General features: G+C 53.7%; 15 protein-coding genes. All 15 read right to left on the bottom strand.

What is annotated here, in order from left to right:
- Nucleotides 1-51 precede the first annotated feature (51 nt).
- The 15 genes from U9S71_RS01245 to moaCB all read right to left on the bottom strand — a co-directional run bounded on the left by U9S71_RS01245 (nt 52) and on the right by moaCB (nt 19,401).
- Nucleotides 52-1,842 (bottom strand): acyl-CoA dehydrogenase FadE, encoded by a 1,791-nt coding sequence (locus U9S71_RS01245; RefSeq protein ID WP_326324610.1) that lies wholly within the window; start codon nt 1,840-1,842, stop codon nt 52-54.
- 13 nt (nt 1,843-1,855) lie between these two features.
- Nucleotides 1,856-3,031 carry an acetyl-CoA C-acyltransferase gene (locus tag U9S71_RS01240; RefSeq protein ID WP_326325279.1) on the bottom strand — a complete coding sequence of 392 codons (1,176 nt, stop codon included), beginning with the start codon at nt 3,029-3,031 and terminating at the stop codon, nt 1,856-1,858.
- 4 nt (nt 3,032-3,035) lie between these two features.
- Nucleotides 3,036-5,480 (bottom strand): 3-hydroxyacyl-CoA dehydrogenase/enoyl-CoA hydratase family protein, encoded by a 2,445-nt coding sequence (locus U9S71_RS01235; protein ID WP_326324608.1) that lies wholly within the window; start codon nt 5,478-5,480, stop codon nt 3,036-3,038.
- Between the two features lie 31 nt (nt 5,481-5,511).
- Complete coding sequence (locus U9S71_RS01230; RefSeq protein WP_326324606.1) at nt 5,512-5,943, bottom strand: MarR family winged helix-turn-helix transcriptional regulator; 432 nt, start codon at nt 5,941-5,943, stop codon at nt 5,512-5,514.
- A 1,488-nt stretch (nt 5,944-7,431) separates the two neighbouring features.
- Nucleotides 7,432-7,677 (bottom strand): hypothetical protein, encoded by a 246-nt coding sequence (locus U9S71_RS01225; protein ID WP_326324605.1) that lies wholly within the window; start codon nt 7,675-7,677, stop codon nt 7,432-7,434.
- 242 nt (nt 7,678-7,919) lie between these two features.
- Nucleotides 7,920-8,555, bottom strand: coding sequence for a molybdenum cofactor guanylyltransferase (gene mobA / locus U9S71_RS01220; protein ID WP_326324604.1), 636 nt, complete (start codon nt 8,553-8,555; stop codon nt 7,920-7,922).
- A 12-nt stretch (nt 8,556-8,567) separates the two neighbouring features.
- Entirely contained in the window at nt 8,568-9,023 is a 456-nt protein-coding gene (locus U9S71_RS01215; RefSeq protein WP_326324602.1) for a molybdenum cofactor biosynthesis protein MoaE, read from the bottom strand.
- 2 nt (nt 9,024-9,025) lie between these two features.
- A complete protein-coding gene (locus tag U9S71_RS01210; protein ID WP_326324601.1) occupies nt 9,026-9,262 on the bottom strand; it encodes a MoaD/ThiS family protein in 237 nt (78 codons plus the stop codon).
- Nucleotides 9,263-9,265: 3 nt separating this feature from the next.
- Nucleotides 9,266-10,216, bottom strand: coding sequence for a GTP 3',8-cyclase MoaA (locus U9S71_RS01205; protein ID WP_326324599.1), 951 nt, complete (start codon nt 10,214-10,216; stop codon nt 9,266-9,268).
- Nucleotides 10,216-10,941 (bottom strand): sulfite exporter TauE/SafE family protein, encoded by a 726-nt coding sequence (locus U9S71_RS01200; protein WP_326324597.1) that lies wholly within the window; start codon nt 10,939-10,941, stop codon nt 10,216-10,218. Before U9S71_RS01200 ends, U9S71_RS01205 begins: the two co-directional genes overlap by 1 nt.
- Complete coding sequence (locus tag U9S71_RS01195) at nt 10,920-12,398, bottom strand: rubredoxin (protein WP_326324596.1); 1,479 nt, start codon at nt 12,396-12,398, stop codon at nt 10,920-10,922. The genes U9S71_RS01200 and U9S71_RS01195 overlap by 22 nt, the downstream gene beginning before the upstream one ends.
- Nucleotides 12,391-15,903 (bottom strand): molybdopterin-dependent oxidoreductase, encoded by a 3,513-nt coding sequence (locus tag U9S71_RS01190; protein ID WP_326324594.1) that lies wholly within the window; start codon nt 15,901-15,903, stop codon nt 12,391-12,393. Before U9S71_RS01190 ends, U9S71_RS01195 begins: the two co-directional genes overlap by 8 nt.
- A 28-nt stretch (nt 15,904-15,931) precedes the next feature.
- Complete coding sequence (locus U9S71_RS01185) at nt 15,932-17,239, bottom strand: MFS transporter (protein ID WP_326324592.1); 1,308 nt, start codon at nt 17,237-17,239, stop codon at nt 15,932-15,934.
- Between the two features lie 13 nt (nt 17,240-17,252).
- On the bottom strand, nt 17,253-18,485 hold the full coding sequence (locus U9S71_RS01180) for a molybdopterin molybdotransferase MoeA (RefSeq protein ID WP_326324590.1): 1,233 nt from the start codon (nt 18,483-18,485) through the stop codon (nt 17,253-17,255).
- The gene (gene moaCB, locus U9S71_RS01175; protein WP_326324588.1) at nt 18,451-19,401 is read right to left on the bottom strand and encodes a bifunctional molybdenum cofactor biosynthesis protein MoaC/MoaB; all 951 of its coding nucleotides are present in this window, start codon (nt 19,399-19,401) and stop codon (nt 18,451-18,453) included. The genes U9S71_RS01180 and moaCB overlap by 35 nt, the downstream gene beginning before the upstream one ends.
- Nucleotides 19,402-19,404: the final 3 nt, after the last annotated feature.

Raw genomic sequence — 19,404 nt, 5'->3', positions numbered from 1 at the left:
CCGTTTCATGTGTTTGTGAATCTTTAAGCGCCTATTGAACGTTAATAGACGTTAAAAACACCAGCCATTTGCTTCAATTAACATTTGTGCTACCCGTTGCCGGGCTTCCTTGATGTTATAGGGTTCGGCCTTGGTGAAGCGCCGGATGCCGACCAACATCATTTTCAATTCGTCGCCTTCTGCAAAGGAATGAAGCGCTTCCTTGCCAGCGAGGTATACGCGGTCTATCGCGGTATGCAGGTAGATACGTGCCATATCCACCTGCCGTTGTACGGATTCTTCTCCCCGCTGTTGCACCAGTTTCTCGGCACGGAGCAAGGTCGATTCGGCGAGGTACACCTCCCCGATGATGTCGGCAATGTTCATGAGTATCTCTTGCTCCTTTTGCAGGGTCATCATGAGCTTTTGTACGGCCGCGCCGGCCACCAGCAGTCCCGCCTTCTTAAGGTTGGCGAGCAGTTTCTTTTCATACGCGAACGGTGCATCATCCGCCTCCCCGAAGTCGGGGATGGCCATCAGCTCACCGGCCACTGCCTGTGCCGGCCCCATAAGGTCGAGCTCGCCTTTGAGCGCACGTTTCAGCAGCATATCCACAATGAGCAGGCGATTCACTTCGTTGGTGCCTTCAAAAATACGGTTGATGCGGGCGTCACGGTAAGCGCGTTCCATGGGCGCGTCGGCCGAGTAACCCATGCCGCCGTACACCTGCACCCCCTCATCCACCACATAGTCGAGCATCTCCGAGCCCCATACCTTCAATATGGCACACTCGATGGCAAATTGTTCGGTGGCCTTTAGCTTGGCGTTCGCCGCATCCATGCCACCCGCCACCAAGGCATCATAGGCATCATCAATGTTCTGTCCTGCACGATAAGCGGCACTTTCCACGGCATAGTTCCGCACGGCCATCTCGGCCAATTTATAGCGGATGGCGCCGAACTTGGAAATCGGCAAGCCGAACTGTACCCGCTCATTGGCGTAGTTGATAGCCTGATCGATGACCCGCCGCGACGAGCCAATGGTGGCCGCGCCTAGCTTGATGCGCCCCACGTTGAGGATGTTGACGGCAATCTTGAACCCGTTCTCCCGCTCGGAGAGTACATTCTCGATGGGCACCGGACAGTCATTGAAAAACAACTGGCGGGTAGATGATCCTTTAATGCCCAGCTTGTGTTCTTCGGGATTCATGGTGATACCGCCGAAATCCCGTTCTACGATAAATGCCGTGAGGTTCTTGTCGTCATCGATTTTTGCAAATACGATGAACACATCGGCGAATCCCCCGTTGGTAATCCACATCTTCTGGCCATTGAGTAGGTAATGTGTCCCTTCGGCATTGAGTTTGGCACTGGTACGCCCCGAATTAGCATCCGAACCCGAGTTGGGCTCGGTGAGGCAATAAGCGGCTTTCCACTCGCCCGTGGCCAGCTTGGGCACATACTTATCCTTTTGCGCGTCGTTGCCATAGTAAAGAATGGGTAGCGTGCCGATGCCCGTATGGGCCGAAAGGGCCACGGCGAACGAATGGCCGGCGCCGATGACATCCGCCACCAGCATGGAGGTATTGAAGTTCTTCCCGAATCCGCCGTAGGCCTCCGGGACGGAAACCCCCAGCAGCCCTAGTTCGCCGGCCTTGTCGAGCAGGCTTTCCATCAACCCCTCCTCCTGTGCATCGATACGATCCAGGTGGGGAAAAACCTCAGCCGCCAGGAAATCTTCGCACGTTTGGCGGATCATCACCTGTTCCTCATCGAATTCTTCGGGAATGAATATGTCCGTAAAGTCCGTCTCGCAGATGACAAACTCACCACCTTTTATCGCTGTTTTCCTCGTTTTTTCCATTATATCTATATGATTATAAAAGCTCGAAAACTCCGGCTGCACCTTGCCCCGTTCCCACGCACATCGTCACCATGCCGTACCGCTGGTTCCGGCGTTTCATTTCATGGAACAGTTGCACGGAAAGCTTAGCTCCCGAGCAACCCAGCGGGTGCCCCAATGCAATGGCACCGCCGTTTACATTTAAGATATCGGGATTGATGCCGAGCTCGCGGACGACGGCCAAAGACTGGGCGGCAAACGCTTCGTTCAACTCGATCAGCTCCATCCCTTCGAGTTTCATCCCCGCCATTTTCAAGGCTTTTGGAATCGCAAAAATAGGTCCGATGCCCATGATGCGCGGCGGCACGCCGGCTACGCCGTAGCTCACCAACCGGGCGATGGGTTCGGCATTCAGTTCTTTCATTTTCTTCTCGGATACCACCAGCACGAATGCAGCGCCATCCGATGTTTGCGAGGAATTGCCCGCGGTAACCGAACCACCTGCCGCGAAGACGGGTTTCAGCTTGGCCAAAGCTTCCATATTGGTATCCGCCCGTGGCCCTTCATCGGTATCCACCACGTATTCGCGTATCTTGATTTTTTTTCCGTTTTCCAAATACCGTTCCTGCACCGTAATCGGCACCACGCCATCCTTAAGGTTCCCGTTTTCAATGGCTGCCAGTGCTTTCTGGTGCGACTTCAGCGAAAATTCATCCTGATCTTCGCGGCTTACGTTGTATTCCTTGGCGACAGCCTCTGCCGTTAGCCCCATCCCCCAGTACCAATCGGGATGGTTCTTGGCCACCTCCGGATTGGGCACCAGCTTCCAGCCGCCGAACGGCATGCCCGACATCACCTCCACGCCACCTGCAATGATCACGTCCGCCATGCCTGCCTTAATCTTAGCCACGGCCGTAGCAATGGTTTCCAGGCCGGATGCACAGTAACGGTTCACCGTTACGCCCGGCACCTTTTCGGTATCCAGGCCCATCAGCGAAATCATCCGACCGATGTTGAGCCCTTGCTCTGCCTCCGGAGTAGCGTTACCCACAATCACGTCGTCGATTTGTTCGTTATCTAAATTGGGTACCGATGCAACGAGATGTTTGATTACATCTGCCGCTAAATCGTCTGCCCGCGTGAAACGGAAAACGCCTCTTGGGGCTTTTCCAACCGCTGTTCTGTATCCTGCAACTATATACGCCTCCATCATCTTAATTTCTTAATGCTTTTCCTTTGGTTAACATGTGCTGGATCCGTTCCAGCGTTTTCCGCTCCCCACACAACGACAGGAATGCCTCGCGCTCCAAGTCCAGTAAATATTGCTCCGACACTTCGGTTGGCGATGACAGGTCGCCTCCGCACATCACCCAGCCCAGCTTTTCGGAAATCTTTTGGTCGTGTTCGGAGATGTAGTTGCCTGCACGCATCGAATTGGCTCCGGCATACACGATGCCCAGCCCCTGCTTACCCAGCACCTTGATATCGGTACGCCGTACCGGTTGGGTGTAGCCCGCTTCGGCCAGTTCAACGGCCTTCGCCTTGGCGTCGGCCAGCAGCCGACTGCGGTTCATGCTGATGGCATATTTGCCCGCTTGGAGGTAGCCCAGTTCAAAGGCTTCGACCGCCGAGGTAGACACCTTAGCTTGCCCGATGGTAAGGAACCGGTCGCGCAGCGTTTGCTGCACAATCTGCCCTTCCTTGAATTCGTCTGATGCACGTAAGGCAAACTCCTTAGAGCCGCCACCGCCCGGAATCACGCCCACGCCAAATTCAACCAACCCCATGTACGTTTCGGCATGGAGCTGCACGAAGTCGGCATGCATGGAAAACTCACAGCCCCCGCCCAGGGCGAGGTTGAACGGCGCGGCCACAACAGGAATCGCCGAATAGCGCAGTCGCATGGCCGTGTCCTGAAAGGTCTTTACCGCCATGTTCAGCTCGTCGTAGTCCTGTTCTACAGCCATCATGAAGATCATACCGATATTGGCGCCGGCGGAGAAATTGGCTCCATCATTACCTACAACGAGTCCGCGGAAGTCTTTTTCGGCCAAATCGATTGCCTTATGCAGTCCCTGGATCACATCGCCACCGATGGTATTCATTTTGGTATGGACCTCCGCATTGAGGATGCCATCGCCGAGATCGGTAATGGTCAGTCCGCTGTTCTTCCAGACCGTTTTTTGTCCGCGGATGTTATCCAGGATAATAAAGCCCTCCGTACCCGGAATGGGCTTATACGACTGGCTGCCGATATCGTAATAATGCCGCACGCCGTTTTCCACCTTGTAGAAGGAGTCGTGGCCTGCCGCAAGCATGTCCTGTACCCATCCGGCTACCTCGCCGCTGTGGCCGGGGACGCGTTTCTCTTCCGATTTTATCTTCGCTAGGGTTTCCTTCACGCCCAGCGCGTCCCACACTTCAAACGGACCGAGCTCCCAGCCGAACCCGGCACGCATGGCATCGTCGATGCGGAAAAACTCGTCGGTGATTTCGGGCACCCGCCGGGAAACGTATTCAAACAGCGGGTAGTGCATGGCACGGAAGAATTCACCGGCTTTATCGGTGCCCTGCTCGTACACCTTCATGCGTTTGCGGATATCGTCCTCCCCTTTCGTAGCGTCCAGCGTCGCTGCCTTCACCTTGTCCTGTTGCCGATATTCCAGCGTTTTCAGGTCGAGCGCCAGGATGACGCTATTCCCTTTTTCGTCTTTTATCTTCTTGTAGAATCCTTGTCCGCTCTTCTCGCCCAGCCATTTTTTATCGACCATCTGCCGGATGTAGTCGGGCAGTTGAAAAACACCTTTGGCTTCATCATCCGGTGCGTTTTCGGCCAGTCCATTGGCTACGTTCACCAACGTATCGAGCCCCACCACATCGGCGGTGCGGAAGGTGGCGGATTTGGGGTGGCCCATGGCCGGACCGGTAAATTTATCCACTTCCTCCACCGTGAGACCAAGCTGCTCCACCAAGTGGGTCAACGCCAGCATGGAATACACGCCGATACGGTTTCCGATGAACGCCGGTGTGTCTTTGCACAAAACGGTGGTCTTTCCGAGGAACTTGTCGCCATAATGCATCAGGAAGTCGACCACTTCCGGTTTCGTGTCAAGGGTAGGGATCACTTCGAGCAGCCGCAGGTAACGGGGTGGATTGAAGAAGTGCGTACCACAGAAATGAGCTTTGAAGTCATCGCTTCGCCCTTCGGCCATCAGGTGTATGGGGATACCCGAGGTGTTGGACGTCACCAGCGTGCCGGCTTTGCGGTGTTGCTCCACTTGGTCAAACACCTGTTTCTTGATATCCAGTCGCTCTACCACCACCTCGATGACCCAGTCGGCCGAACCGATTGCGCTCATGTCGTCGTCGAAGTTACCGGTCGTGATCAGCTTCGCGCTGCGCTTACTGAATACGGGCGACGGATTGCTTTTGATAGCGCTCTGGAGTGACCGGTTCACGATGCGGTTACGTACAGCCTTGCTTTCCAGTGTCAGGCCTTTAGCCGTTTCCTGTGGTGTCAGTTCTTTGGGAACGATATCGAGCAGCAACACTTCCACGCCGATATTGGCAAAATGGCAGGCGATGCGCGAGCCCATTACACCCGAACCCAATACAGCCACTTTTGTGATTCGCCTTTTGTCTATTGTCTCGTGTTTCATATCTGAAGTCTCATATCTAATGTCTCACGTCTTACTCTGGTTTATACTGTATCGCCAATTGATTGATGTGCTTCAATGTACGTATGGTCGATGTCCGCTCTTCGTCCGACAGGTGCTCGTCGAGGTACGCGTTGAATTTCCGTACGACGTCTTTGGCCCGCTCCCTTTTCTCTTTGCCCAGTTCCGTCAGGAACACTTTTACCGAGCGTTTATCGGCGCTGTTGGTCTCCCTATAAATCAACCCCAAACCTTCCAGGTTGTTCAGTATGCGCGACAAACTTGTGGTCTTCACCCCCAACAGGTTGGCAATCTGCGAGACCGCCGTACCTTCCTTATGGATATTGATGAGTACGTAACCAGTAGCTTGGGTAATACCGAATTGGGATGCAATCTGGTTGTATTTATTCGCTGCCGATTGCCACGCGGCCTTCAAGTAATAGTCTATCGAGTTATCTTCGTTCATACCCGGTTTTGCTCACAATTTATTATGCATGCATAGCAAATTTAGGTGGAATAATTTGGGAATGCAAATTTTTTGTCGCCTATTTTGCCTGCCCTACCGCAGAAGGCGCTTACACCGCTAACCCGCGTATGCGAGGCGTTTCCGCATGCATTGGTCGGCTATCCGTGTTCGGGAATGCGGCATCGTCGAATGGGAAAAGCGCCTCCCCGTTCGTGGATGCACTTTTCCCGACGGGGATTTTCCATCATTGTTCGCTAATCACCCATCAACGATCGTTTGATCGCAACCAATGGACGTGGGTTTTATTTTCCCGACGGGAATACGGCATCAACGGTTGAAGATAACGCAGCACCGCACAGGGATGCCTTATCAACGGACATGGGCGGGCCGTCAACGGTTGGGGGTGGGTCTCCCCCGACGGGGATTTGCCATCGCTGTTCGTTTATCGACCATCAACGATCGTTAATTCGTTATCAACGGACGTGGATTTGTAATCAACGATCGTTGATTTGGGTGATTACACCTGCTCATATACATCATCTATCGTATGGGCTACGATCATCCTGCTGTCGATGGATTTAAAATGTAACATCGGGAAAAACCCCTGCTTTTTTGAAAACATACACACCTGAATATACGGAAATTTAACTTAATTATATCATGACATTTCGAAGTGCAACTTTATAATATCATGATGTTTTCCGAAATAAACTTAGATAAAGTTGCTGCGATATACAACTATAAATGCGTGAAATAAAAAAGCAACTTTATCGATCTCTCCTCTGCCGAAGCGGGACAACTTTTATAGAGGAAATGTAAGAAATAATATTCAGCAGAGCCCATTCCAAATTTAAAACTATTTTGCATTTATCAACAAATAAGTTAACTTTGCAATGTTATTCCCCTGCACGCCTCTGACTCAAGCGCATCTTGCAGGGGTTTTTTTTGCTGAAAGCCGACCTAATTATGAAATATTCCAAAAAAGCATTAACGATTGATGAGCAGATAGCCCTCCTGTTAAAACGGAATCTGCAAATTGATGATGAGGATAGGGCTAAACGATATTTAGAAAGTGTCAGTTATTACCGATTGAGTGGTTATATGTTTCTGCAGAACTAGCAGGATGAAACAGTATTCATAGACGGTACCACATTCGGTGGCCGAAACGTCTGTGCCCACCACTCAAGGCTTTGGAATAGAAAATTTACAGCGAATAAGCTCACTTTCCCCTCTCGTAAAAAAAATAAAATCGAGGGGAACATACCGGAGCTCGCTAATTCGAATCTATATGGGGCCATCATCGCCGTAAACCATTTATTAGCGAGCTTTAATCCGACCAATACCTTTACTTCGAAGATAGAAAGCCTTATTGCGCATCATAAAATTGATGTTAGGAACTTAGGATTTCCTGATGAATGGGCCCAGAATGCACCTTGGAAAATTTGAGAAACGACGGAATATCAATTGGGACTATCGTCGAAAGTACGTTTAGCATGGGGTGCATACCGATTTTCGCAATGATGCTGCATCCATGTTCTTACCCGTGAATACCGTATCCAATTCGCGGATGTTAATAGATGCATCGCCGGTTTCTACAGGTACACCATTGATCGAATATGTAGCTGCCTCGCTCTTAGCTTCGGGGGCGGAAATGGTAAAACCCAAGTACTCCCCCAACGCAGTTAAGGCTTTGAGCGTTTTCCGGCTCTTGTATTTTATCGTGACTTCATGCATAGCTGATTGCTCTACTTCATTTAAAGGTAACAGTTTTTTCCCACAAGTCATATGCATCACACCTGCTCATACACATCATCAATGGCATGCGATCGCTTCCGAAGTGCAAATAAGTTCATTTCGGTTCAAATACGTTCATCTTTGTCTAAAAAATTAAGCACCCTACCGGTTGACCTCGTGTTGTCGACAGGGTTTGGGTGCAAGCGTACAGGGACGTGTAGCAAACCCCGTTTTTCTGCGATTTACAACTCAGGGTAAACAACGGAAACACCCTTATCCATACAATCAGCTTCCTGCCATTCGGCAACACACTCCGGCGTATTGTAATTGCGGAAACCATCCGTGTGTTCCGGTATGGGTAGATATACCACACTGAGCGACTGCGTGGCGCGCTTTACGGAAAAGTCAGTCAGGTTCCCTTCGTTGTAGCTCACGAAAAGCTTCCGAAGACCCGAAGCCGTATAAATTGCACACAACGGCTCGGTAAATTCCGCATGCCCGTATAAATAGACATCCGCTTGCACAATCTGTCGGCGAATGTCCAACAGCCGTTGTAGTAAAGACACGTCAAGGTCGACCATATCGCACGGAACAACCAGGACATTTTTTTTTGGAAAACGCAGGTGTGCACTCAACAACCCTCCCAAAGGCCCTTTGACATCCACCGCATCGGGTATCATTGCCGTTGAGGAAAAAAACTGTCCATATTTTTCGAATTGCAAGGGATTAATCGAAACATACGTTTTCAAATCCAGCTGCCGCAATTTCGCCCGCATGTGTTCGGCCCATGTACAACCGTCTCTTACCAACGTTCCCTTGTCAGTCCCCATCCGGCTGCTTTTGCCGCCGCAGAGCACGAGCCCTATCAAATTCCGCATGGTAACACCCATTTACTCCGCTTTAAGTTTTCGTTCATCCATGTGCTCATCCGGGCAGGAGCAGTGTCCGCCCCAAACCCGCTCCCCATCCGCAAAGCATTCGCACTTCCATATCGGTACATGGTGCTTGATGCGGTCGATGATGTACTGGTTTGCCGTATAGGCTTCTTTGCGGTGGGCTGCCGCCGTAATCACCACCACCGCCGTTTCCATCACCGGCACCTCGCCCAACCGGTGTATCGCGACAGCTACCTGCAGTCCCCACCGTTGCTTGGCTTCCTCCAGCAATGCATCGATCAGCTTGTTGGCCATGGGTTCGGCTGCTTCATAGTAAAGATGCGAAACCGCTTTGCCCTGGTGGTTGTTCCGTACCTCACCGCTGAATAAGACGATTCCCCCCGCTTCGGGGTGGTGGCACTGCTGCCATAACGAAAGCACATCGATGCGTTCCGTGCTTAAATGTTCCATGCCTACCCCCCGCTACTCGGTGGAATGACCAAGACCACATCGCCGTCACGTAGGGTATACCCGTCGTCAACAAACGTATCAGCGACGGCAAACCGGCACTGGGCCAGCAACGTCGAAGCCGTCAGCTTTTTATCGGTCAAGTACGTGCGTAGTGACCGTACATCGCTCAGCGGCTCGCCGACCGCCATCGAGGCCGGAAAATGGTCCTTTAATGCGGCATAAAATGTTAATGTAATCATTCTTTATCCTCCTATGGTTAACATACTCATCTCACTTCCTGTGAATTTCAGTTGCTTTTGTGCCAAGGCCGCATCCAGGCTGGCTTCCAGCCCCTTTTGGGTAGCGATATCCGCAATGGGAATGGGCGTATTGCTGCTCAAGCAACCGTAGATGTTCCCGTTGATGTCCAATCGCAGTCGGTTACAGTCGGAGCAAAACGGCTGGCTTTCATTGGCAATAATCCCGAAGCTATGGCCGCAAGCGGTCGCCCAGTATGTCGCGGTTTCGCCGGGCCGCTTGGCCAGCTCCCGGATCCGGTACCGGCTGGCAATCCGGACCAACATCTCCTGTTTCGAAAAAAACTTCCCGTCGCCCGTTCCGTATAGATGCCCCATTCCCATCAGTTCCAGCAAGCGGATTTTCAGTCCGTGTCTGAATGCGAAATCCAGCAAGGGCAATAGTTCGTGATCATTTTCACCCCGCATCACAACGGTATTGATCTTGACGTCCATTCCGGCATTTTTCGCCGTCGCAATACCTGCGATCACCCGCTCAACCCCGACCCGCTTGGTCACCCGGAAGAAGCATTGCTCATCCAGCGCATCCAGCGACACATTGATCGACTGCAGTCCGGCGCGTTGGAGTGCTTCAACTTTCCGTGCCAGCAAGAACCCATTCGTGGTCATCTTGATGTCGCGGATGCCCAGCGAACGGATGCCCTCGATCAGGGGCACCAAATCAGCGTAAAGCAAAGGTTCGCCTCCCGTTAAACGCACCGCCCGCAGGTTGAGGGTCCGGTGCAGATGGCCAATCAACCGGGTAAGTTCGTGTACCGACAGGGTGTTCGCTTGGGCCTTTCGGGTGGGGTGCTGGTCGTCGCACACGCAGTAGGTGCACGCAAAGTTGCAGGTATCCAACAGGCTGACACGCAACACACGGAATGACCGACCGATATCGTCTTTTAACAATGCCATTACATAAAAAATAACAGTTTGCAGCAAGCAATCATCAACACCACACTCAACAGGGTACGCACCGTCACCATCGGGAAACGGGCACTACCGAAATAGGCGCCCATGAACCCGCCTGTGGCGGCTGCGCAGAACCAAAAACCGATCTGACTATCGATATAGATGGGCGACGTACTGCCCAGCAAACCACTCAGCGAGTTCAGCGTAATGAAAATTGCCGAGGATGCAGCGGCCTCCTTGGCATTCGCCCAGCCCAGCAGGATGAGCAGCGGACTCAAAAAGATGCCGCCGCCGATATTCAGCATACCGGCCAGTCCACCGAGGACCGCTCCCATCAGCAACGCCAACGGCACATGCACGGGTTTCGATTGGACGTGCGCTTTCGGCGTGATGCCCAGCAACCGGATGGTGGGTACAATCAACGCAAGGCCCAGGAGCACGAAGTATAAATGCCCTACAATGGCATATCGTGCGCCAAGAAATACTGCGGGGATCGAGGTAATCAGAAACGGCCAGCAAATGGACCACTTGAGGTAACCGGCGCGCCAGAACTGGGTGAAGCCGGTGCCCGCCACGAGCATGTTGAGCACCAAAATGAGTGGCTTGTATTGGATAACGGGAATGCCGAAAATCGAAAAGACGGCAATGTATCCGCTGGCACCGCCATGGCCAACCGACGCATATAAAAAGCCGACAATGAATAGGGTCAATGCAATATAGAGCTCCATAGTTTAAAATCTGTCTTCGGCGCGCCACAAAGTCCGCAGGTATAGTCGCCCGGCAAATCATCAAATTCCAATCCGGGCAGCACCGCCGCCAGCGCATCACCGTACGTAGGATCGTAAATACTCAGGCAGTGCGCACACTGGAACTGCCGAAGTACGGGCTGCCCCTCCGCCTCGGGCAACTGCGCGGCGGCCCGGCTGGCAGGCAAGTCGCTATCGGCAGCATACGAATCGTAAAAGCCGTCGCAAAGTGCCTTGAGTACCCTGGGCAGTGCCTGTTTGGCCACCCCTCGCCTATAGGGAATAAGCACACGGGAATTGGCATTGAAATCTTGCGTATGCAACACGTCAAAGCGTGGCTCGTGGCCTTCTTTGGCTACCGCTTTTAAGATAATAGAGCCCCAGATACCACTGTTCGAGCCCAGCTTGATGCCAAAGCACAGCCGGTACGTCCGGATGTTCCACCGATCGAAATACCGGACAATCGAACGTTTCAGCTGCAGGGCGGGCTCGCACCAATCTTCAACCTGCCAATTCAGTTCGTTCGATGCGTGGCGCAGGTTAACGCGGTGCTTGTCGAGCATATGGTCCCATACGTTCCGATCCTCCTGCCGGATATCCTTGATGATCAACGAGCGCCAAGGCGTCGTATACAACTGGCCGATGCGGGAGGCTTGGCAAGCCTCGCAGACATCCAATAAAAAGGAAACCGTGTAGGTTTCATCGGGGCGGTATATCCCCAACCAGAACTTCTCATCGTACCGGTTGAACCCTTCGTAGTAGGGCAGGCGGAATTCGGACTCGACAAATGGCTGAACCGGCTCCTGATCCTGGAATGGTACCACTGCCTTCACCTTCGATTCGAGAGCGGCTCCCACACCGGCATCACCCATCTTCGGAAGGCCGTCATCATCGAGCATCAAGGCCTCCAACTCCCGGCAAATTTCTCCGATATCCATGGAGTAAACGAGCGACGACCATTCAAATATCCGATTGGTTTTGGGCCACCGGATGAAAACGTGCCAGAAGTTTCCGACATCGGACGACACAAAGTTCAGGTTGCCCGAATAGTAGGGCACTAACGATTGGTTCGCATCCACGATGTTGACCTTCAGTTTAGGCACAGACGCAAAAGAGGCTAGAATATCTTTGTAAATCCCTTCCCGTAGCCACCGGGGCTGGTTAAAGATGCCATCCGACACATAGGAACTGACGATATTGGGGTAATAGTCGGTGTTTACTTCGTGGAGCAGTTCCTGACTGAAAAAGTCGTAGGTTAGTTCTTCGATCTGTTCCGGCGTCGCCGCGAAAAGCAACTGTTGGCGGGCGCCTACCTTTACCGTCTCGATCCCAACGGATGCGATTGCCGTTAGCAACGTACTGAAATCACCGATCGGCACCAGACCACCTGGGAGGTTCACTTTGACGCGCTGCAATTCAGCTTGCATGGGCTTAGCCATTGACCACCTCCATTTTTTCAGTTTCCGCTAAACAAGCTTCCAAAATCGCCGCCACCTGTGGTCGGCATGAGCCACAACCGCTACCCGCTCCGCTGGCTTCACATAGGGCATCCAGCTCGGTGCATCCCGACTGGATCAGGTTGTTCAGGTTCCCCTCACCTACCTGGTTACAGCTGCAGACCAGCTTCCCGATGACGGGTTCTTTCGTTGATCCACTCCGCAACAGCTGCAACCGCTTCTCACTGAGCTCCGTTTTATTGGTTATCAGGTCCTTGAACTCCAGGAATTCATTTTTGTCGCCAATCAAGATGGCCCCCACCAGCCGGTCTTGGTGAATGATGCATTTCTTATAATACCGTTTGGCCTTATCGATGAAAACAATCTCTTCATAGCTATCGTCGGGGCAATCCACCAGGCCGATACTGCAAAGGTCGAACCCTTGTATCTTGATGATATTCATGAACACGCTGCCTTCATAGACACTCCCCACATCGCCATGGTGATACCGCGCTACCACGGCCCCCTGCTGTTCTGCCGCTGCCGTGATGCCGTAGCGTGTCCCTTCGAACTCGGCAATCTCGCCAATGGCATAAATGGAGGGGGCGCTAGTCTGCAGTCTATTGTTCACCACCACGCCACGGTGGCACTGGAGACCTGCCGCTTTGGCCAACTCGATGTTGGGCGTGGTGCCTATGGCCACGATCACGGCATCGCATTTGATTTGCCGGCCGCTTTTCAGCTCGACTTTATTCACCTTGTTCCGGCCATAATACAGCTGGACTTCGTCGTTATAGTACACGTCGCACCCCAGCTCCACCATTTCCTCGTGGAGCATCTGGCTACCCAGCGCGTCCAGTTGCCGATTCAAGAAACGGGATACCCGCTGCACCACGGTGATCTTCATGCCCATTTCGCAGAGGCTCGCCGCCATCTCCAATCCCAACAGCCCCCCGCCGATGATCACGACCGATGCGTCTTTGCGGAGAAACTTCCGGAGGTTATCCGCATCCGCACGCCGCCGCATACTGAATATGCCCGGCATCGTGGGGATACCTTTCGGCATCGTCGGCCGACTGCCCGTGCCCAAAATCAACACGTCGTAAGGCGTCTTCACCCCCCTGGAATCTTCCACACATTTCGTAGCGCGGTCGATATGGGTAACCGTAACGCCCCGGATGTGGTTAATGCGGTACACATCCTGTTCCTCGGCGTCTTGCATTTTTACCAACTCACGCCATTGCTGGTCGCCACTTACATAATGCGGCAGCATGACCCGGTTATAAAACGGCAGGTCTTCGTTGCTCAACACCGTGATGTCGTCCACCGTATTGATTGCGCGGAATGCTTTCACAAACCCGAAAGCGCCCGCACCGGCACCGACGATGACAATCCGTTCGAACGTCTTCTTGTACGGGGCCACGTGCACCGCACAAAACTTGAAATCGGGTTCTTTGGAGATGGGATCCAGCAGCGGATTGGTTAGGTTATTTGCCCGGTTGAGGTCAGACTCCCACCGTTTTCCCCAATGCATGGGCAGGAATACGCAGCCGGGTTTGATGGTGTTACCGATGGTCGCCTTTACCCGCACATGACCACGGCGTGAGGTGACCGCTACCAATTGCCCCTCTTCGATTCCCAGTCGCCGGGCGTCGTTTTGGTGGATTTCCAATTGGGGTTCCTTGATGTGCTGGGTTAACTTGCTTACCTTCCCCGTTTTGGTCATGGTATGCCACTGGTCGCGGATGCGGCCCGTCGTTAAAATGAACGGATACGCGGCATCGGGCTGCTCGCTCGGCATATCGGTACCTGGACTGTGGATGATGGCTTTTTTTGTAGGGGTATAAAAGCGGTGGTTTTCGAATAAGCGGGGCGTTCCCGCATCCCGCGATTTCCGGTAAGGCCATTGGATGGTCCGATGGCGATCTATCCGCTCATAATCCAGTCCGTCGATCTGGATCGACGTCTTCGCTGTGAGCCGCGCATGCTCGCGGTAGATGGCTTCCATATTTGTGTAGTCAAATCCAGCATACCCCATCTTTTGTGCGAACCGGCAGATGATTTCGGCATCGGGGAGGGCTTCACCCGGCGGGTCGACGATTTTGTGCAGGCGACTTATCCTTCGCTCGGAATTGGTCATGGTTCCTTCTTTCTCTGCCCAGCCTGCCGCGGGCAGGATCACATCGGCGAAATCCAAGGTCTGCGGTTTATTGCTGATCTCCTGGACGACAACAAACTTGGCGCGCTTCAACGCCTGTTCGATTTTGCGGGCATCGGGGAGGCTGGTCAGTGGATTGGTGCTGAGTATCCAAATGGCTTTCAGCGTTCCATCGGCCAAAGCGTCGAACATCTCGGTGGCCGTTAATCCCGGCATACCGGATATCGCGGTGCCACCCCAAAAATCGGCAACCTCCCGCCGATGGACTTCGTTCTTCAGGTCCCGGTGCGCCGGTAACAGGTTGGCCAGGCCACCCACTTCCCGGCCACCCATGGCATTGGGTTGGCCGGTTAAGGAGAAGGGCCCCGATCCCGGCTTACCTATCCGGCCGGTGATGAGGTTGAGGTCGATCAATGATAAGTTCTTATCTACCCCTTTCACACTTTGGTTGAGCCCCATGGTCCACAGGGTCAAGAGGGTTCTGGACGTACCGATATAGGTAGCGGCTTGGCGGATCTCGCTTTCGGGCACCCTGCAGATCCAGGCCGCCTCGGCGACGGTCCGTTCAAATACCCGCGCCTCATACGCGGTGAACCCTTCCGTATGTTGCTCGATAAAACCGGTGTCGATGTCGCCATTTTCAATCAGCAGCCGCCCCAACGCATAGTTCAGCACCATATCGGTACCGGGCTGGATCTGCAGATGGAGGTCTGCGATGGCCGCGGAATCGGTTTTGCGTGGGTCGACGACGATGATCTTCGTATCGGGGTGCCGTGACTTATGCGCTTCCACCCGGCGCCACAGGATGGGGTGGCACCAAGCGGGGTTGCCCCCCTCCACCAACAGGCAATCCGCCAGCTCGATATCATCGTAGCAAATTGGCACGGAGTCTTCTCCCAAACTCAGCTTGTAGGCCGCTACGGCACTGCTCATGCACAGCCGCGAGTTGGTATCGATGTTATTGCTCCCGATAAAACCTTTCACGAGCTTATTGATAACGTAGTATTCTTCGGTAAGGCATTGGCCAGACGCATAAAACGCGACGGAGTCGGGCCCGTATGTAGAAATAAGGGAACGGAACACAGCGGCCGTGCGGGTAAGGGCATCGTCCCAGCTTACGCGCTGCATGGGCATGCTTCGATGGTAGCGCATTTGGGGGTGGTGTAGCCGGTCGGACCGATCGTTGACGGTATACTGTAGATTCATCCCCTTGCTACACAATTTGCCGCGGTTTACCGGGTGGCCTTCGTCGCCGGTTACGGTAATGAGGTCATGCGCATCCTGTTGAACCTTCACCCCACAGCCTACACCGCAATAACAGCACGTACTGGTTACCTCTTTTTTCTTCATCGTATACGCCGGTCTTTCATTTATCTTATTATCGTTCAAGTACCAATTCGCGGGGCGCTGTGTCGGCGACCGGCTTCGTTTGGAATCGGGTCACGGCAACCAGCACCCCAATGAAAACAACGCCGATGCCGATATACTGGAAAGCATCGGCATACGTCAACTGTTCGGCTTTGAAAAGGAAGCCCACCAGCACGGCCCCCAGGTTTCCCCCTGCCCCCACGATCCCGCTCACCGCTCCAATATTGTCCCTGTTGATAAATGGCACGATTCCGTAGGTGCAGCCATTGGCCATTTTCAAAAACAACGCGAATACCAACATGGAAACGACGGCGAACCACACCGTGTTTGACGCGGCGAAGAACGTAATGCCTACGCCTTCCAATACCAAAAGTAGGCCGAGCAACCCGCCCTTCCCCCTCAAGCCGAATTTTTGCCCAATACGGTCGCTGACGATACCGCCGAGGGCCCGCGCAAACACGTTCATGCCGCCAAATATGCCAGCGAGGGCACCCGCCATCAGGATACCGGTACCGAAACGGTCGATGAAAAATGTAGCCGCCACATTATCCACGGTTAGCTCGATGCCAAAGCAAGCGGCATAGGCCAGGGTGAGTATCCAAACGCGGTAATCACGTAGGGCTACCTTCAGCGCACCTTTCTCTTTCCGGGTGGTGCCTCGATGTGCGACATCCCTGAAGTTTCCCGCTGGGGTGTCTGTGGTATACCGGTAGTAAACAAAAGCCATAACGAGGAGGATGGCGCCGGGAACGACCATGGCCAGCCGCCATGAATCGGCTTCACTCACCAGTCCCATCGCCGCGAACCCCGCCGCAATCAATGGCATCAGCAGATTGGTGACCCCACCGCCCAAATTGCCCCACCCACCGGTTACCGCATTGGCGGTACCCACTATTTGGGGCGCAAACATCATCGAGGTATGGAACTGGGTGATGACAAAAGAGGCGCCGACGATACCAATGAGGAACCGAAAGATCAAGAACGATGCGTAATCCGTACTCAGGCCGATGAGCATCATGGGAATGGCGCCGACCACCAGTAAAACCGTATAGGTGAGGCGTGGGCCCCACGTATCGCACAGCTTCCCGATGACGAGCCGCGCGATGATGGTGGCCGATACGGAGGCGATGATGATGTTGCCAACCTCACTTTTCGTCAACCCCAGCTGATCGCGGATGATCGGCATCAATGGCGCTACCCCAAACCAGCCGAAAAAACAAAAGAAGAACGTGATCCACGTGATGTGGAAGGTCCGCATCTGCGCACTTTTAAACGAGAAGATGTTGAGTCTGGTGAGTGGCTGCTGCTTGTGGCCCATCGTATGCTATGGCTTAAAAGTAAGATAAAGGGAGGATGGAAATCACCTCGTTCGCGTTGATGTCTCGTTTGTTCTGCGGGTGCCAACCGATACCGTGGCACCCGATTGCGGCAGTAATGTCTCCCGAACCATGGTGGGGCCGCCACGTGTACCCATCGGCCTGTGTTTCCCGGAAAACGGGGAAAAATTCATCGAGGGACGTTTTTTTCGATCTAGCATTTAACAATTTCGCTTTCCGTAGCCGTGCTTGCCCAAGCCCGAAACCGCTCCACAAGTATTCCTCGACGAAAAGCTTGAATGTCACCAAACAAGACAACGGGTTTCCGGGCAGTGCAAACACGATACTACCGGTCGGTGCAGTTCCCACCAGCACCGGTTTACCCGGCTTGATCAACACCTTATGAAATAGCACATCCACACCAAGCTCCTCCAGCACCTGTGGCACGTAATCGGCATCACCGGCGGATACACCGCCGTTTACAATGACGACATGATGTTGCAACGCCGCCCCGAGCATCTTTGACAACGAGCTGCGCTCGTCGCGGGCATGCTGACAAAACGACACGGGCAGCCGCCACTGCTCACATAGGGAGCGCAGGAGGTATTGGTTGCTATTCCGTATCTGAAAACCATCGGGCTGTTGTCCGACATCCACGACTTCGTTGCCCGTGGTGACAATGGCCACGGAAGGGTTGGCATAAACGGGCACATGGTGAACTCCAAGGGCAGCCAGGGTAGCGATAACCGAAGGGTCACATCGGTGGGGTGCGGAAAGCGCAAGGTCGCCCTTCGCTAAATCTTCGCCTTGCTGCGCGATATGCTGCTGGGGTAACACCTGTCCACTTTGCACCTGCACATGTTGGTCATCCAAGAAGCTTACATCTTCAATGCGGATCACGGCATCTGCGGTTGGCGGACAAGGTGCGCCGGTCATGATCCGGTAACATGCCCCCTCAACCAACTGCGAGGTGGCTTCCGCGCCTGCGAAAATGGTTTCCAGAATGCGGAACTCACGGATACCTTGTTGCCAATCTGCCGTTCGGATAGCGATGCCATCCATTGCCGATCGGTTGAACGGTGGGTAATCCCGGTCGGCAAAAACGGGTTGCGCTAAGACGCGATTCGTCGCGGAAACGAGCGGAACGGTTTCCACGGGGAATGGCTTGGCCAATCCGCGAATCTTCGCTACAGCTTCGAGATACTTCAACATATCAGTGCCCTCCTCCCACCACCATTTTCCTGGCATGGAATAAAGCCGGCAGTACCGCTTCCAGGCATTCTTTCACCCCGTTGGTGCTTCCCGGCAGGGTAACAATGAACGAAGTGCCGATGGTGCCGGCGACCGAGCGACTCATCATCGCCAGCGGTGTACGTTGCTGGCCGTGGCTCCGCATCGCTTCGGTTACGCCATAGGCCTCCTTGTCGATGAGCTCGGACACCACTTCCACGGTGACGTCGCGCGGCCCCAACCCAGTGCCCCCCGTGGTGAAGATGAACTGGATACCTGCATTGCACCATTCACTGACGGCACGCTGGATGTCGGCCTTTTCATCCGCTACAACCTGGTAGTCCACTACCTGTGCGCCCGTTTCCACGAGCATTTCCTGAATCTTTTTGCCGCTGTTATCCTGTCGTAAGCCCGCCGCCGTCGCATCCGAACACACCAAGACAGCACACGTTGCCAACGGCGCGAGGAAGCGATCGTTATCGGACTTGCCGCCGGTCTTTTCCGCCAGGCGGATGTGACCGATCTCCAACTGGTCATCGATCGGCTTTAGCATGTCATAGAGTTCGAGTGCTGCTACCGATACCGCCGTCAGCGCTTCCATTTCTATTCCGGTGCGGCCAATCGACTTGGCAGATACCGTAAGCTGTATGCCGACGCGGCCAGGTTGCATACCGACGAAATACCCGGGGTGCGTGTCGGGATATACGTAATCGAAATCGACGTCCATCCCATCGATATGAACCGGATGACAGTGCGGAAGCAGTTGGGGGGTGGCCTTCGCCCCCAGAAATGCCGCCGCACGAGCAACGTCAAACAAGTTGCCCTTTGGCAACTCGCCCTGTTTGATTTTTAACGCGGTCTGGTCGGTGATGTACACCACCGCACAGGCCAACGCCGTTCGAAGTGTATTGATTTTATGGGTGATATCTCTCATATG

The sequence above is a fragment of the Parapedobacter flavus genome, assembly GCF_035818675.1.
In the GTDB taxonomy this organism is placed as follows: Bacteria; Bacteroidota; Bacteroidia; order Sphingobacteriales; family Sphingobacteriaceae; genus Parapedobacter; species Parapedobacter flavus.
Note: the sequence above shows the minus strand (reverse complement) of the source record. Positions and strands in the feature narration are given on the sequence as shown.